This is a genomic window from Peteryoungia ipomoeae (assembly GCF_004912165.1).
GTDB classification, from domain to species: Bacteria; Pseudomonadota; Alphaproteobacteria; order Rhizobiales; family Rhizobiaceae; genus Allorhizobium; species Allorhizobium ipomoeae.
Window position 1 is genome coordinate 274,976 of record NZ_STGV01000002.1, and the last position, 16,152, is coordinate 291,127.

Annotated in this window: 15 protein-coding genes and 1 tRNA gene; 7 read left to right on the forward strand and 9 right to left on the reverse strand. The window is 59.7% G+C overall.

What is annotated here, in order from left to right; translation table 11 throughout:
- Positions 1-101 precede the first annotated feature (101 nt).
- Positions 102-1,325, reverse strand: coding sequence for a phosphate regulon sensor histidine kinase PhoR (gene phoR / locus FAA97_RS07750; protein WP_136598313.1), 1,224 nt, complete (start codon positions 1,323-1,325; stop codon positions 102-104).
- 231 nt (positions 1,326-1,556) lie between these two features.
- Here phoR and ppk2 point away from each other — a divergent pair, with 231 nt between their 5' ends.
- Positions 1,557-2,438, forward strand: a complete 882-nt coding sequence (gene ppk2, locus FAA97_RS07755) for a polyphosphate kinase 2 (protein ID WP_136597964.1) — start codon at positions 1,557-1,559, stop codon at positions 2,436-2,438.
- 43 nt (positions 2,439-2,481) lie between these two features.
- Here ppk2 and FAA97_RS07760 read toward each other — a convergent pair whose 3' ends face one another.
- On the reverse strand, positions 2,482-3,684 hold the full coding sequence (locus tag FAA97_RS07760; RefSeq protein ID WP_136597965.1) for a hypothetical protein: 1,203 nt from the start codon (positions 3,682-3,684) through the stop codon (positions 2,482-2,484).
- 239 nt (positions 3,685-3,923) lie between these two features.
- On the opposite strand from FAA97_RS07760, the gene FAA97_RS07765 reads away from it, so the two are divergent.
- The 3 genes from FAA97_RS07765 (at position 3,924) to FAA97_RS07775 (ending at position 6,189) form a co-directional block, all read left to right on the forward strand.
- Complete coding sequence (locus FAA97_RS07765) at positions 3,924-4,883, forward strand: NAD(P)H-dependent flavin oxidoreductase (RefSeq protein WP_136597966.1); 960 nt, start codon at positions 3,924-3,926, stop codon at positions 4,881-4,883.
- A 46-nt stretch (positions 4,884-4,929) separates the two neighbouring features.
- The gene (locus FAA97_RS07770; RefSeq protein WP_136597967.1) at positions 4,930-5,991 is read left to right on the forward strand and encodes a DUF1176 domain-containing protein; all 1,062 of its coding nucleotides are present in this window, start codon (positions 4,930-4,932) and stop codon (positions 5,989-5,991) included.
- A 122-nt stretch (positions 5,992-6,113) separates the two neighbouring features.
- A tRNA-Thr gene (locus tag FAA97_RS07775) sits at positions 6,114-6,189 on the forward strand.
- Positions 6,190-6,412: 223 nt separating this feature from the next.
- Here the strand turns inward: FAA97_RS07775 and FAA97_RS07780 are convergent.
- On the reverse strand, positions 6,413-6,805 hold the full coding sequence (locus tag FAA97_RS07780; RefSeq protein WP_136597968.1) for a PRC-barrel domain-containing protein: 393 nt from the start codon (positions 6,803-6,805) through the stop codon (positions 6,413-6,415).
- Between the two features lie 220 nt (positions 6,806-7,025).
- Here FAA97_RS07780 and FAA97_RS07785 point away from each other — a divergent pair, with 220 nt between their 5' ends.
- Together FAA97_RS07785 and pgi are read left to right on the forward strand one after the other, a co-directional pair.
- Complete coding sequence (locus FAA97_RS07785) at positions 7,026-8,732, forward strand: long-chain fatty acid--CoA ligase (protein WP_136597969.1); 1,707 nt, start codon at positions 7,026-7,028, stop codon at positions 8,730-8,732.
- A gap of 102 nt (positions 8,733-8,834) precedes the next feature.
- Complete coding sequence (gene pgi, locus FAA97_RS07790; protein ID WP_136597970.1) at positions 8,835-10,463, forward strand: glucose-6-phosphate isomerase; 1,629 nt, start codon at positions 8,835-8,837, stop codon at positions 10,461-10,463.
- A gap of 120 nt (positions 10,464-10,583) precedes the next feature.
- On the opposite strand, the gene FAA97_RS07795 is transcribed toward pgi, so the two are convergent.
- The 4 genes from FAA97_RS07795 to FAA97_RS07810 form a co-directional block, all read right to left on the reverse strand.
- Positions 10,584-11,138: a hypothetical protein gene (locus tag FAA97_RS07795; protein ID WP_136597971.1), complete on the reverse strand. Its 555-nt coding sequence runs from the start codon at positions 11,136-11,138 to the stop codon at positions 10,584-10,586.
- Positions 11,139-11,335: 197 nt separating this feature from the next.
- Positions 11,336-11,722 (reverse strand): hypothetical protein, encoded by a 387-nt coding sequence (locus tag FAA97_RS07800; protein WP_136597972.1) that lies wholly within the window; start codon positions 11,720-11,722, stop codon positions 11,336-11,338.
- A gap of 185 nt (positions 11,723-11,907) precedes the next feature.
- Entirely contained in the window at positions 11,908-12,834 is a 927-nt protein-coding gene (locus tag FAA97_RS07805; RefSeq protein WP_136597973.1) for a carbohydrate kinase family protein, read from the reverse strand.
- Positions 12,835-12,910: 76 nt separating this feature from the next.
- The gene (locus tag FAA97_RS07810) at positions 12,911-13,603 is read right to left on the reverse strand and encodes an orotate phosphoribosyltransferase (RefSeq protein ID WP_136597974.1); all 693 of its coding nucleotides are present in this window, start codon (positions 13,601-13,603) and stop codon (positions 12,911-12,913) included.
- 129 nt (positions 13,604-13,732) lie between these two features.
- Here FAA97_RS07810 and FAA97_RS07815 point away from each other — a divergent pair, with 129 nt between their 5' ends.
- A complete protein-coding gene (locus FAA97_RS07815; protein ID WP_136597975.1) occupies positions 13,733-13,888 on the forward strand; it encodes a DUF3096 domain-containing protein in 156 nt (51 codons plus the stop codon).
- A 62-nt stretch (positions 13,889-13,950) separates the two neighbouring features.
- Here FAA97_RS07815 and pyrC read toward each other — a convergent pair whose 3' ends face one another.
- The gene (pyrC, locus tag FAA97_RS07820; RefSeq protein ID WP_136597976.1) at positions 13,951-14,988 is read right to left on the reverse strand and encodes a dihydroorotase; all 1,038 of its coding nucleotides are present in this window, start codon (positions 14,986-14,988) and stop codon (positions 13,951-13,953) included.
- 66 nt (positions 14,989-15,054) lie between these two features.
- Positions 15,055-16,140, reverse strand: coding sequence for a response regulator (locus FAA97_RS07825; protein ID WP_136597977.1), 1,086 nt, complete (start codon positions 16,138-16,140; stop codon positions 15,055-15,057).
- Positions 16,141-16,152 lie beyond the last annotated feature (12 nt).

The window sequence follows — 16,152 nt, forward strand, 5'->3', positions numbered from 1 at the left end:
CCCACCGTTTTATGTCAGTTCGATGAAACATTTGTGACAGGCTAGATAATTGAAAAATATAGCCTTTTCAAAATGCGCTCACTCGGCATCAGAGTTTTATGTCAAAACCGGACAGTGAACTCACTGCCTTTGCCAATTTCGGAGCGGACAATCAGCCTGGCGCGGTGCCGCGTCAGGATATGTTTGACGATGGCAAGACCCAATCCTGTTCCCTTCTTTGACCGGCTGTCTTCGACATTGACGCGGTAGAAGCGTTCGGTGAGCCGTGGCACATGCTCCGCCGGAATGCCTGGCCCTTTATCCTTCACACTGAACTCGATGCCGTGGACGGGGTCATGGCGCAGGGACACTTCGACGATCTTGCCCTCCTGTCCATACTTGCAGGCGTTTTCCACCAGGTTCTCGAAAACCTGCACCAGTTCGTCGCGATCACCGAGTACGCGCAACGGCGCATCCGCCAGATCGAGGCGGAGCTCGACATCGAGATCATCGGCAAGAGGTGCCAGGCTGTCGCAGACATGGCCGATCAGAGGCACAAGATCCACCATCTCCGACGGCGCCATATGAGCCTTGAGTTCCAGGCGCGAAAGGGACAGCAGATCATCGACCAGCCGGCTCATGCGGTTCGCCTGATCGAGCATGATGCCGAGGAAACGCTCGCGTGATTTCGGATCGTCACGCGCAGGCCCCTGCATCGTCTCGATGAAACCGCGCAAGGAAGCAAGCGGCGTGCGCAGTTCATGGCTGGCATTGGCGACGAAATCCGAGCGCATGCGATCCAGCCGGCGTAGCTCGGAAATGTCACGGAAAACCAGGAGATAATAGGCAGTCCCGCCGCTTTGTCCTTCAAGTTGAAGGCGGGACACCTGCACGATGTAGGTCCGTTCGGAGGGAAGACGCTCGGAATGCTCGAGCTGGTTCTGAACGCCGGTATCCATGGTCTCGCGGATCATGTCGAGAATGCTCGGCGAGCGCCAACGCGCGGAGACGTGAACGCCCACCGCAACTTCATCGAAGACCTGAACGGCCGCGCGGTTCTGTGCGACGAATTCAGCTGTATCTCCGAGCACAAAGACCGGCAGATCCATAGCATCGATCGTGGCGCGGATCACAGACATCGGATCCGGCGCGGTGGCGATTGGAAGAGTGACCAGGGGCTCGCCGTGATCGCCATCCTCCGAAGGCACCTGCCGCATCAGGATCAGGCCAAAAAGCAGGACGAACAACAAGACGGCAAAGCCAGCGGCAGCCCCGGTGAAATAGGCTGCCAGCGCCAGAATTGCTGCTGCCAGGATGTAAAACCATCCGGCGACGAGATGTTTCATGTCGCTGCGCCAATCTCCACCGCCAACGTCCTTGCTCAAGCGTATGTCCTCATCTGGCCCCGAAGGCATTCATAGAGGCACTTCATGACAGAAGTTTCCCCATGCGGGAAGCAATGCCGTCTTCCTTGCCCATGCGCGCCATCCGTCCGCTTCACATCAACAAGGCCTTGAACAAGGGGGAGGATTGGCATCAACTGGCCGAGCAAAGACTGGCTCAACCTGGAGATTGACATGGATTCCGATATGCTGATGCGCCCGGCAACGGTGAAAGTTCGCGGCGAGACGCACGTGTTTGACATAGAGGAACCCGTTTTACCGGATTGGATCGAGGACAATGCCCTTCAATCCGGTGGCTTCCCACACGACAAGAAACTACGCCAGCAAACCTATGAGGAAGAGCTGACGCTTCTGCAGATGGAACTGGTGAAGGTTCAGTTCTGGATGCAGAAGACCGGGCAGCGGGTCATGGCACTTCTGGAGGGTCGCGATGCGGCGGGCAAGGGTGGCGCGATTCACGCCACACTCTCTTACATGAACCCGCGCTCCGCACGGGTCGTTGCCCTGACCAAGCCGACGGAAACCGAGCGCGGGCAATGGTACTTCCAGCGTTATGTCTCGCATTTCCCGACAGCGGGCGAGTTCGTGCTGTTCGACCGCTCGTGGTATAACAGGGCCGGCGTCGAGCCGGTGATGGGGTTCTGTACCCCAGAACAATATGAAGGTTTTCTCGATCAGGTGCCGCGTTTCGAGAAGCTGATCCAGCTCGAAGGCATCAAGTTCTTCAAGTTCTGGCTGGATATCGGCCAGGAGATGCAGTTGAAGCGCTTCCACGATCGCCGCCACGATCCGCTGAAATGCTGGAAGCTGTCGCCAATGGATATTGCCGCGTTGAACAAGTGGGATGAATACACCGAGAAACGCGATCGCATGTTGAAGGAAACCCATACCGAGCGCGCACCGTGGACCGTCCTTCACGCCAACGACAAACGTCGCGCCCGCCTCAACATGATCCGGCATATCCTCAAGTCCCTCGATTATGACGGCAAGGATGAGGACCGGATCGGCAAGCTGGACAAGAAAATCATCGGGAACGGACCCGGTTTCCTCGGCTGACCTTGAAATGGCGGTGGATCGGGCTCGGCGCCCGATCTCTCGCTTACTCCCCGGGAAGGACCCGGATGGAATAGATATTGACGCCGCGCCCGGCGCCGGAGATATCGCCATTGATGGTCAACTGACCCGGCGAAGAGGGAGACATTCCGGTCTCCGACGTCAGCCGGAACAGAACATCGATCTTTTGCGCATTGATGGTGAAACGGTGACGCGCGCATTCTCCCATGCGCGGCAGCTCGCAGCCGACCGCGATTTGCACGGGCTTGTCATCGACCGATTGCAAGGTCAGCGCGATGGTCGAAGTCTTGCCCGCCATCTGATTCAGGATTTCCGTGGGCACTTCCACGGCTAGGGAGCCGGTGTCGCCGGCCTTGCCCGACAGAAGCCTGACGGCCTCCCCGTCGCTTGCCATGACGACATCGACGCGGGCGTCCTGCCCCGGCCTCGACGCCGAGAGCCTGGAGGGATCGAAGATTTCAACCCATTCCTCGGTAAACCCGCCGCGGCTTGTAATGGCCTGAGGTCCAAGCGCCGCACCCTCGCCCTGCGCGCCGGCGAAATCTTCCGCTTCGACCTGTGGCGGCGGATTGGGAACGCTGGTATCCCGCTCTGCATCCGTCAACAGCAGGCCGGATGCAGCGACCCACCATAGGCCGATGCCAATGCTGGCCAACAGAACGACGGCAATGGTGAGGCGCGCCACAATACCACGCCGCTTCCGGGGGGCGACCGCCCTTTCGGAACGCATATCCGGCAGCGGGCCTTCGGCCTCTGGATGCCGGTCTACCGCACTCACGGCAACCGGCTGAGACCAGTCGGCAGCAAATGCCGGCTCAGCCCGGCTTGCCTGAGGCGTTGAAACCGGATGAAGATCGGAAAATCCAGGCTCCTGCCTGGCCATCCCAGCAGGAGCAACCGGCGCAGATCGCGTGCGCATGGCATCCCCCGCATCGCTGCCGGGTTGCGCGAACGCCGCCGTCGCTGGCATCGGCCTGTTTGGAGCGTCTGCAGCAGGAGTTGCAGGCTGCACGTTCAGCCTGCTGCGCTCCTCGGCTTCGATTGCGTGGATCAACGTCTCAAGCCGACGGCGCTGATAGGCGATCTGCTCTGGATCATCGACATTCTGCTTGCGCAAACCCGTTTCCAGCGCCTGGCGCGCGGATTGGTAGATACGGGCGCGCGTTTCGGAGTTTTCCCGGTCAGCGCGGTCAAGCGCACTCCTGATCGCTGTTTCCAATCCACTCATGGGTTGCCATACTCCCCGGGGAACCGATCGTGACGCCGCTTTTTCATACATGACTCGGTAAACCCTCGATATTGGCAGAGCAAGTGCGGAAAACCGCCGGGCTCGGGAATAAACACAGGGAATGCGACCGCCAAAGGGCGGAAGTCCGGCAGAAAAGGGCAAGGGGGCACTCTTTGCAGGCTGCCCCTGATCTGATATTTGACGTTTGCGTAAACGTAAACTTCATGGGAGGTGAAGCCATGGCCCTGCCGCCGATTCTGAAAGACACATTGAGGTTGCCGGTTGTTGCCTCGCCGCTGTTCATCATCTCGCATCCGAAGCTGACGCTGGCGCAATGCAAGGCCGGCATTGTCGGCTCCTTCCCTGCGCTCAACGCCCGGCCCGAAGCCCAGCTCGATGAGTGGCTGGCGGAGATCACCGAGGATCTGGCGTCCCACAACGCGAAGAACCCGGATCGGCCTGCGGCACCATTCGCGGTCAACCAGATCGTGCACATGTCGAACAAGCGGCTGGAACACGACCTGATGATGTGCGTCAAATACAAGGTGCCGATCGTCATCTCCTCACTCGGCGCAGTGCCCGAGGTCAATGCGGCGGTCCATTCCTATGGCGGCATTGTGCTGCATGACGTGATCAACAACCGCCACGCCAATTCGGCGATCCGGAAGGGTGCAGACGGGCTGATTGCCGTGGCAACAGGTGCGGGTGGTCATGCAGGCACGCTCTCCCCCTTCGCGCTTGTTCAGGAGATCCGCGAATGGTTCGACGGGCCTTTGCTGCTGGCCGGCGCGATTGCAAACGGTGGGGCGGTCCTGGCGGCACAGGCCATGGGCGCCGATATGGCCTATATCGGTTCGCCCTTCATCGCCACGCAAGAGGCGCGCGCCTCGGATGAATACAAGCAGGCAATCGTCAACGCTCATGCGAACGACATCGTGTATTCCAATTATTTCACCGGCATTCACGGCAACTATCTGAAGCCCTCGATCCTTGCTGCGGGAATAGACCCGGACAATCTGCCGGTCGCCGACCCTTCCAAGATGGACTTCGACAAGGCGACGACGGGTGCCAAGGCCTGGAAGGACATCTGGGGCTGCGGCCAGGGCATCGGAGCCGTGAAGGCGGTGGAGCCCGTAGCGGCTGTCGTCGATCGGCTCGAGCGCGAATACATAGGCGCAAAAAAGGCGATTTGCGGCTGAGATATCCGCTGCTAGCGTCCCCGCAGACATTCTTTGCGGGGATCCTATGCGCATTCTACCTCCGACCCTGATGCTTGCCGGCCTTTTGAGCCTGACATCTGCCAGCCTTGCCAATGACAGCGGCTACAAGGAATTCAAATCCTGGCAGGTGCTGTGCTCGCAGACCCTGTCCTGCAGCATGCGCCAATTCCTTGCCGACACACCCTTTTCAAGCTTTGAACTGCAGCGTTCCGCAGAGCCCGAGGCGCCCGTTGTGCTGGTAATTTCGCCGAGAGACACTAGCCTCTTTGAGGCGGCCGGCGACATCACAGCTGAGATCGCCGTGGACGGGGAAAAAGCCGCCGCGTTCAACAGCGCTGACATCAGCATTAACGCCGATGCCGGCACCTTGTCGCTGTCTGGCGAGCTGATCGACAGCGGGGTTGTGGACAGCATCAAGAACGGCAGCGCGGCAAAGCTCAAGATCACGCGCGGGACAAAAGCCATCGAAGGCGAGATCCCGCTTGCAGGAGCCGCGGCAAGCCTCCTCTTCATCGACGAATTCCAAAAGCGGGTGGGCCATACCGACGCCTTGACCGCCAAGGGGGACAAGGCCCCCAACCCGGCTCCGCCGCTCAGCGACATCCGCCGCTTCTCCGATTTTCCAGAGGCAGTGCGCGCGCGTTTCGCCGCCGGGGGCGAATGTGGTGAAACCGAAGAGAGCATGCTTGATGGCAACGCGCTCGCACACAAGCTGGCAGACGAGCAGACGCTCTATGTCACGCCCTGCGGCATGGGCGGGGCATACAACATGCCTTATGCAGTGATGGTCGATGTCTACGGGACGGTTTCCAGCCTCGCCTTCCCTGTCATGCAGGATGGCGCACCGAGTGCGGTGACGACGGCTTACAATCTCAGTTACGACCACGAAGCGAGGACGTTTTCCGCCTTTTTCAAGGGCCGCGGGGTTGGGGATTGCGGGACAACCAGCAGCTGGAAGTTCTCCGAGGGCGCCATGGGCCCGCAACTCGTGCTCGTCGAAGAAAGCTTCCGCGACTGCCCGAGCGAGATTGAAGACAACGAAAACTCCGATCCGGCAAGCTGGCCAAAGTCCTGGCCGCTAAAATAGACGAGTGGCAAAGTCGGTGGCTACTGATTTTTTCCGCAGCCACCGAAATCCGGCTTGAATTCGCCAGGCAATGGCTGTATCAGCCCCTCACCAAAACGCGACGGAAACCCCGCTTCGCAGAGGCCGCTTTAGCTCAGTTGGTAGAGCACGTCATTCGTAATGACGGGGTCACGTGTTCGAGTCACGTAAGCGGCACCAGTCTTACCGATCGCCATTTCACTTTTTTCTTCCGCACACGCCCATTCCGTGGCATGAGCGCTCCCGGACGCGAGCGCCGTAAACTTAAGTACGGGCTCGGGCGGGTTGATTGACGTCTCTCCTGCTGCAGCGCGATTACGCTGCCGTTCAAATTTCGCTCACACGCGACAAGGCCCCGCTGGTTGGCGAGGCCTTGAGGATTGGATTATCTGATCTGTATTGATCAGATCCAGTATGGCGGAACACCGTAATAGTCGTAAACGGAACGACCGTTATTACGGTACCACTCGTCGCTGTCATTGCGATAGCGCGGTGCGGCTTCCACCTGCTCCTTGGTGAGATCGATGCGATAGCCGTCGAGATTTTCATCAAAGGTCAGCTTTTCCCAGGGCAGCGGGTAATAATCGTCGCCGAGACCCCAGAAACCGCCGAAGCTGAGTACGGCATATGAGACGCGACCACCGCGCTTTTCGAGCATAATGCGCTTGACGGAACCAATGCGCTCTCCATCTCGACCGTAAACGGCCGTGCCTTCAACCTTGTCGCTGGCGATGAGAGTGTAGGTATCCTTTGCATGCGGATCCTGGCTGCGCAGGCCATTGTTTTCCTGTAGCATTTATCGTCTCCTCGTTGGTTAGCTTGTGTCAGGACAACGAAGAGGCGCGGGGTTGGTTCCTGCAAAACGAGTATACACAGGCAATTATTGACGTTTACGTCAAAGTTAGCTAGCGTGAACTAACTTGCACTGTCATGCGGAAAGCCTAAGCTTTTCAGGTCCTGGGGAGGAACCCGTGTGGCATTAGGGTGCAACAAACGATTCGGTTCGGGAGGAACACATGACGGATACCATCAACCGCCACAGCGGTCGCGCTGCTGAAAAGATTTGGCTTAACTCCTACCCCGACAAGGTTCCGGCGGACATCGCACCGCATGCACATCCCTCTTTGGGTGCATTGTTCGAGGCAAGCTGCGCCAAATATGCCGACCGCCTCGCATTCTCCAGCATGGGCCGCGGCATGACGTTTCGCGAGCTTGAGCAGGAATCGCGCAAGGTGGGGGCTTGGCTGCAATCGCTTGGGCTCGCCAAGGGCGACCGCGTCGCGGTGATGACGCCGAACATTTTGCAGAACCCGGTGACGGTCTATGGCATCCTCCGTGCCGGGATGATCGTGGTGAACGTCAACCCGCTCTACACGCCGCGCGAGCTGGAGCACCAGCTGAAGGATTCCGGCGCCAAGGCGATCGTGGTTCTCGAAAATTTTGCAAGCACGGTGCAGCAGGTCGTGGCGCGCACAGAGGTCAAGCACGTCGTGGTGTGCACCATGGGCGACATGCTGGGCCTGAAGGGCCACATCGTCAACTTCGTGGTGCGCAAGGTCAAGAAGCTCGTTCCGGCCTGGACAATCCCCGGCCATACGAGCTTCAAGGCGATGCTGGCCGCGGGCGCGCAGAAATCGCTGAAGCCGGTCGAGGTCGCCTCTTCCGACGTGGCATTCCTGCAATATACCGGCGGCACGACGGGTGTTTCAAAGGGCGCGACGCTGACGCATGCCAATCTGCTCGCCAACAAGCAGCAGATTGCGCTTTGGCTCGAAGCCGCGTTTGCCGGGCAATCGCGGCCCGACGTGCTCAACTTCGTCTGCGCGCTGCCGCTCTACCACATCTTCGCGCTGACGGTGAACTCGCTGATGGGGGTGGCTCTGGGCGGACACAACCTGCTCATCGCCAATCCGCGTGATATTCCGGGCTTCGTCAAGGAACTGCAGGGCTTCAAGGCGCATATCTTCCCGGGGCTCAACACGCTGTTCAATGCGATGATGAACAATCCCGATTTCAAGAAACTGGATTTCTCCTCGCTGATGCTGGTGCTGGGCGGCGGCATGGCGATCCAGCGGCCGGTCGCCGAACGCTGGCTGCAGATGACAGGACGGCCGATTACCGAAGGCTACGGCCTGTCGGAAACATCGCCTGTTGCCACCGTCAACCGGCTGGACACGCGCGAATTCAGCGGCATGATCGGCCTGCCCCTGCCCTCCACCGACATCGAGATCCGCGATGAGGACGGCAACACGCTGCCGCTCGGCGAAGTGGGCGAAATCTGCATTCGCGGTCCGCAGGTGATGGCCGGCTACTGGCAGCGCCCCGAAGAAACCGCCAAGGTGATGAGCGCCGACGGCTTCTTCCGCTCCGGCGACATGGGCCTGATGGACGAGCGCGGCTACACCAAGATCGTTGACCGCAAGAAGGACATGATCCTCGTCTCAGGCTTCAATGTCTACCCGAACGAGATCGAGGAAGTGGCTGTCATGCATGAGGGTGTGCTGGAATGTGCCGCCGTCGGCGTGCCGGACGAGCATTCCGGGGAAGCGGTGAAGCTCTTCGTGGTGCGCAAGGACCCGGCACTCACCGTGGAACAGGTAAAGGCGCATTGCGCCGCCAACCTCACCAACTACAAGCGCCCCCGCTTCATCGAGTTCCGCGACGAACTGCCGAAAACGAATGTCGGCAAGATCCTGCGCCGCGAACTGCGCGACGGAAAATAAATCGATTTAAATTTGGGGAGGCGGAAGCCTCCCCTCGTCTTGATCCCGTCTCAACTCGCTAATAATGTCGCCCCACACGACGGTTGAAACAGGGAAATTCCGATGCAGTCCATCATCGACACACTGACGAGCACGGTTGCGGCAACGCATGCCGAGGATCTGCGCGCCGCCTTCGCCGCCGACCCGCAGCGTTTCAGCCGCTTTTCCGCCAAGCTCGACGATCTGTTGATGGACTATTCCAAGTGTGCTGTGAATGACGCGGTGCTCGAACAGCTGGAGCAACTGGTAAAGGCGGCCGGCGTTGCCGACAAACGCGACCAGATGTTTTCGGGCGAGCCGATCAACTTCACCGAGGGACGCGCCGTTTTGCACACGGCCCTTCGCAATCGCTCCAACCGCCCGGTTCTTGTGGATGGCCGCGATGTTATGCCTGACGTCAATGCCGTTCTCGACGCTATGCGCGTATTTGCAGATGGCATCCGCTCCGGCGAGATGAAGGGCGCCACCGGCAAGGCGATCACGGATGTTGTCAATATCGGCATTGGCGGTTCCGATCTCGGTCCTGTCATGGCGACGCTGGCGCTTGCGCCCTTCCATGACGGCCCGCGCCTGCATTTCGTCTCCAATATCGATGGCGCGCATATCGCCGACACGCTGAAGACACTTCATGCCGAAACGACGCTCTTCATCGTCGCGTCGAAGACATTTACCACCATCGAAACGATGACGAATGCGCAGACCGCACGCGCCTTCATCGCCGATGCGCTGGGCGAAGACGCCGTTGGTCATCACTTCGCGGCAGTCTCGACCGCGCTCGACAAGGTGGCCGCCTTCGGCATCGACGCGGCACGCGTGTTCGGCTTCTGGGACTGGGTCGGCGGACGCTATTCGATCTGGTCGGCGATCGGGCTGCCGCTGATGATTGCCATCGGCCCTGAGCATTTTGGCGAGTTCCTCGATGGTGCTCATGCCATGGACGAGCACTTCCGCGCGGCCCCATTCCGCGAAAACCTGCCGATGCTGCTGGGCGCGCTCGGTGTCTACCATCGCAAGGTCCTAGATTACCCAACCCGTGCGATCCTGCCCTATGACCAGCGCCTGTCGCGCTTTCCGGCCTATCTGCAGCAGCTGGACATGGAATCGAACGGCAAGAGCGTCACCATCGACGGCAAGCCTGTTCATGGCGCCTCCGGTCCGGTCGTCTGGGGTGAGCCCGGCACCAACGGCCAGCACGCCTTCTACCAGTTGATACACCAGGGCACGAGCGTGATCCCGGCTGAATTCCTGATTGCCGCCAACGGCTTCGAGCCGGCGCTCCGCCACCAGCATGAGCTTTTGATCGCAAACTGCCTGGCACAGTCGGAAGCCCTGATGAAGGGCCGGACGCTCGCGGAAGCGAAGAGCCAGCTCACCGCCAAGGGCGTCTCCGACGAGGATGCCGATTTCCTCGCACCGCACCGCGTCTTTTCCGGCAACCGCCCCTCGATCACCTTCGTCTACGATCAGCTGACGCCGTTCCGTCTCGGCAGCCTTATCGCGCTCTACGAGCACCGCGTCTTCGTTGAAGGCGTCGTCTTCCGCATCAACTCCTTCGACCAGTGGGGCGTGGAGCTCGGCAAGGAACTGGCGACGGGGCTTTTGCCGGTGGTGCAGGGCAAGGTTGCGGCGACCGGGCATGACAGCTCGACGGCGGGGCTGGTCTCGGCGCTGGCGGAACGGAAGCGGGGGTGACTTATCCGGCTTTTTGCTGAAGCAGCGGCGTGGCGCTACCGGACGGAAAAAGGTGGCGATTTAAAGGTTTCATCCGAGCGGGTCGCGACAATGACGTGGCCGCTTGGGCCGACTACGGACTTATTTGCCTTCGATCTCGATCGCTTCCGAAGCATCGGCGCGGCCGAGATGTTGAGATTCTGAGAACTTGGGGGGGACGCGAACGATCTGCTCGAAGCCTGTGGCTTCGAAGCTGATCAACCCCACATCAAGTTCAATCTCATAGCCCCAGCAGACAAATTCTCCGTTCGGCGATAGCCGACTATTCTGCCGGCGCACATTCGATATGGCTGTATCGCCCTGGTTTATACCGCCGCGCAAAGACCAATCGACCGCTACCTTGAGACCTGACACATTCTGAAACGTCAACGTACAGGGAGCAACGTCCCACCCCCTGTAGTGCGTCCCCACTTCTGTCTTGTGCCATTTGAAGATGTAATCAATGTCGAAGCTGATTGTGAAAAAATGTGGCCTTGGAAAGGTCATTGAATAGACCGCGGCATCGTGCCAGCCCATTTGGGGAAAATCATCATCCGAGTAGACGGTCTGGTAGGTCATGACATTGCCGGAGAGAACGGTTTGTGCGGCGTGATACCAGAAATTCGGTGATGACGCTAGTGATCCATGGATATCCATGGGGAAGCAAATCTGACAAACAGATGTAAGTTGTCGGGCTGTCACGTTGGCAGTCGGTAGGTCGGCCAAAGCAACAGGTCGAACCTTAAGGCTCAACTTATGGCCGCCGTAAAGATCAATTTCTTCAACTCGCAATGACACCGTAGGGACTAAATGCGCTCCAGCAATGGCGGCGGAGGTGCGGGCGATGCCTGACCTCAGATTGCGGTGATCGAGACGTCCTCACCTTTGATCTGGTATGATCGCGTAAAGCTGATTTTTCTGGAAAAACAGTTCCATTCCACCACAAAAGCTACGCTGTGTTCGCACAACTCAAGTACAAGGATCTCTCCATCTGGTGCTGCCCTCAGCGCACAGTCATTCGGCTGACCATCAACCAAAATGCTTGAAACGGAAAGGACGCTCAGTTTTACCCGGGCCATGATCCTGTTGATCAAGACATCGTCAAGGCACAAATCAATGTCGGGGCCTCGTCTGACAAAGGCTGATACCGTTGCCTCGTGAAATGAAATCTCCTTCGCCGCCCCCTGGGGGACGATCTTCGCAAAGCTTCCATCCATCTCAGTCGCGCCTTCTGAACACATCGTGACCCTACCCCAAAATGCACCTCGGGGATGCCAATCACCATACCTCGAACTGTGATCATCGCCGCACCGCGGGCTTGCCAGACCCGATGCACGGTGACGGCTGCCGAATTAGCGCTAATTATTGCCGCTGCCGACACAGGCGAACGTGAGAGGGTTAGACCTTACCCCGCTCGTCCCCTACCTCAGAACCCAATCTCGGCCGCAGTCGGCGGGTTTGCCCCTGCCCGTGATACGGTCACGGCCGCAGCCTTCGCGCCAATGGTCAGCGCCTCGCGCACCGCCGCTTCCGAGAGTGTCGCGACCTTGTCCTTGGTCAGCAGATCCTGGCGCTTCAGCGATGCCAGAATGCCGGCATCAAACGTGTCGCCGGCGCCGACTGTGTCGACCACCTCGACCTTGTTGGAGGGCACGGAAACCTTGAAGTTTGCGGTATAGGCGGTCGCACCTTCCGCACCCTTGGTCAGCACCACGAGCTTGGCGCCGCGTGTCAGCCAGTGGGCGGCGCGTTCGTCCTGGGTGCCGGGAAGGTCGAACCAGTCGAGGTCCTCATCGGAGAATTTCAGGATGTCGGACATATCCGCCATGCGGGCGATACGGGCCTGGTGGGCTGCCTTGTCCTTGATGAAGCCGGGGCGGATGTTGGGGTCCAGCGAGATGACGCGGGTCTTGTGCTCGCGCGTCATCAGCGCTTCATAGGTCGAGCCGCAGGGTTCCGGGATCAGGCTGATTGCGCCGAAATGCAGAGCTTCGCAGCGCTCGACCAGGGCGGGCAGATCGGATTCCGTGATCATGCGGCCGGCGGTGTTCTCATCATAGAAGGCGTAGGATGCCTGACCATTGGTGAGCTTGACGAGGGCGATTGTGCAGGGGCGCGAGAGCGTGGCGCAGTAGCTGAAATCGACGCCGGAGGATTTCAGTGTATCGCGCAGGATATCGCCGAGCATGTCGTCCGAAAGCCCCGTGAAGAAGCCTGTGTCGATGCCCAGACGCCCCAGAGCAATCGCCGTGTTGAAGATCGCGCCGCCAGCATAGGGTGCGAAGGCGCGCTCGCCGAGCGTTGTCTCGCGTGGCAACATGTCAATCAGCGCTTCGCCGCAGCACAGGATCATCTCGACCTCCCAGTCATAACTTCAATCGATTTAATCGCATTTGCGCCGAAATTCCAGCGGAACTTTGAGCATTTGCTCAGGCGAGCGACGAAATCCCACCATTGCGACCCGACCATTCGAGCGGCGCGTCGAGGAAAGCCTCGACTTCCGACAAGGTCTTCTCGTCGAACAGTTTCTGTTCGCGGGCAACGGCCAGGACATTGCGCCAGGTGGCGATGTAGTGAAGCTTCACCTTGCCCTCGTCGAAGCGCTGCTGCGCCTCGGGAAAGATGCCATAGAAGAAGAGTGCGATGCCATGATCGACGACGCCGCCTGCGGCCCTGACGGCATCGATGAACTTAAACATGCTGCCGCCGGCTGTCGTCAGGTCCTCAATGACGAGCACGCGGGCGCCTTCCGGCATGTTGCCTTCGATCTGGGCGTTGCGGCCGTGACCCTTCGGGGCCTTGCGCACATAGATCATCGGCAAGCCCAAGCGATCGGCAAGCAGAGCGGCAAAGGGAATACCCGCCGTTTCACCACCGGCGATGCAGTCGAACTGCTCGAAGCCGGCATTGCGCATCAGCGTGGCGGCAGCAAAATCCATGACCGCCGAGCGGACACGCGGATAGGAGAGCAGCTTGCGGCAGTCGATATAGACAGGGCTCCGCATGCCGGAGGAGAGCTTGTAAGGCTCTGCCGCATTGAAGTGTACCGCCTTGACCTCCCACAGCATCTTCGCGACGAGGTCTGCCATCACGGCGGAATCGGTGAAGGGGGTCTGGATCATGGCGCGCTCCTGTCTGTCTTCATTTACCCGGCAATAGCAGCAAGCGGTGCAGCCCGCCAGATGCGGCGCGATGGAACAATCTGCTTTGCCAGATCTTTACGGCTCGCCCACCCACGAAGGACAATCCCGATGGAAAACATGCTCGTCATCCAGCCGCTCGTCGCCCTCATCGCCGGTATTCTCATCCTGATCATGCCGCGCCTGCTGAACTATGTCGTCGCGATCTATCTGATCCTCGTCGGCGTGCTCGGCCTGTGGCCGCAGCTCGGTTCGATGAATCTGTAATCGAACCGGCTTCCAGCACCGACAACCGATATGCCTCGCGGCAAGCGCGAGGCATTTTTATTTTAGGTGACGTCCCAGGACAGCGGAAACTTCGGGTCGAAAACGGTGACCGGCCCAGCGCCAGTGAAGATCTTGGCCGGAAACGCAACCGCTTCGTCACGCTTCACCAGCGTGATCCGCTCTTCATTTGCAGGCAGCCCGTACCAGGCCGGCCCGTTGAGCGAAGTGAAAGCCTCCAGCTTGTCGAGCGCGTTTTCCTCCTCGAAAACATGAGCGAGGCAGCTCATGGTGTTGATCGAGGTATAGATGCCAGCGCAACCGCAACCGCATTCCTTGAGGGGATCAACATGTGGGGCGCTGTCCGTGCCGAGGAAGAAGCGGGCATCGCCTGATGTCGCGGCCTTGCGCAGGGCCTGGCGATGATTTTCGCGCTTGGCAACCGGCAGGCAATAATAGTGCGGGTGAATGCCGCCAACCAGGATATCGTTGCGGTTGATGATCAGGTGATGGGTGGTGATGGTGCCGGCGAGGTTCTTCTCGGCGTCACGGATATATTGGACACCATCCTCTGTCGTTACATGCTCCATCGTCACCTTGAGATCCGGCAGGCGTTTGCGCAACGGGTCGAGAACTGTGTCGATAAAGACCTTTTCGCGATCGAAGATGTCGACCTCTGGCGTCGTCACCTCGCCGTGGACGCAGAGCGGCAGGCCGATTTCGGCCATACGCTCCAGCACCGGCATGGCCTTTTCAATATCGCGCACGCCGCCATGCGAATTGGTGGTGGCGCCGGCGGGATAAAGCTTGACGGCGGTGATGAGGCCGGAGCGCTTGCCCTCGGCGACATCTTCTGGATCAGTGTGCTCCGTCAGATAGAGGGTCATCAGAGGCTCGAAGCGATCGTCGGCCGGAATGGCCTTGACGATGCGTTCGCGATAGGCGCGTGCATCCGCGGTCGTCACCACCGGCGGCACGAGGTTGGGCATGATGATCGCGCGGCCAAAGTGGCGGCTCGTATCGCCGATCACGCCCTCAAGCATGGCGCCATCGCGCAGATGCAGGTGCCAGTCATCGGGGCGGCGAATTTCGAGTGTGCGCATGGGGGATGTCTCCGGCTTCGATGTCGCGACCGGCCTTAGCATGTTCCCCCAGACGTTCAAAGGCTATCAGGCGACGCGGTCGCCTGCAGCTTTCATCGCCCTTGCGGCTTCCTCCGCCTTCTCGAGCCTGTCCTGCTCCATGATCGCCTGAATGCGGGGCAGCGCGCGCTGGAAGGCGGCAACGCATTCCGGATCGAACTGCGTGCCGGCGCGTCCGACAATATGCTCTATCGTGCGCTCGAAGCTCCAGGCCGGCTTATAGGGACGCTCGGTTGTCAGGGCATCGAAATTGTCCGCCAGGCAGACGATGCGGCCTGAAATGGGGATGTCGGTCCCGGCAAGACGGTTGGGGTAGCCCTGCCCGTCCCAGCGTTCGTGATGGCTTACGGCGATTTCCGACGCGAGCTGCAGCAGCGAGGAATGCGACCGGCCGAGGATGTCGCTGCCGATCTGCGCATGCGCCTGCATCTGGCGGAATTCCGCCTCCGTAAGACGCCCCTGCTTGAGCAGGACCGTATCCGGCATGGCGACCTTGCCGACGTCGTGCATCGGCGCTGCGAGCTTGAGGTCATGGCAGAAATTCGATGGCAGGCCGAGTTCGATGGCGATCGCTTCCGAGTAGGCGGCGACGCGCAACGTGTGCCTTGCCACATCCGGATCCTTGTAGTTCGCCGCAAGGGTCAGCCGATAGATGATCTCCTGCTCCCGTTCGCGCAGTTCTCCCACCGCACGTTCGACCTCGCGGCGCAACCATTCCGCCTGATCGGCCAGCTGCCTGCGGGCACGCGACAGGCTGACGATGTTGTGCATGCGGGCGTGAAATTCCACGGGATCGACGGGCTTTGTCAGGAAATCGATCGCGCCGGCATCGAGGGCTGCCATACGGGTCGTCATATCCCGATCGCCGGTTACGAAGATCACCGGGATCTGGGCGTACTTCTCGAAGCGCACGATCTCGGTGTAAAGCTCGACACCGTTATAGACCGGCATCTGATAATCGATGACGGCGATATCGAAATCGAGGTCCGGCAGAGCGGAGAGGACCGCATCCGGGCTCGAAAACGGCAGTGCTTCGCAATGATCTAGTTTGGCCACCAGTTTCGTCAGCAGCTTGAGGTTCGTGCTGTTGTCGTCGACCAAAAGAATACGCATGGTTTTTCCTCC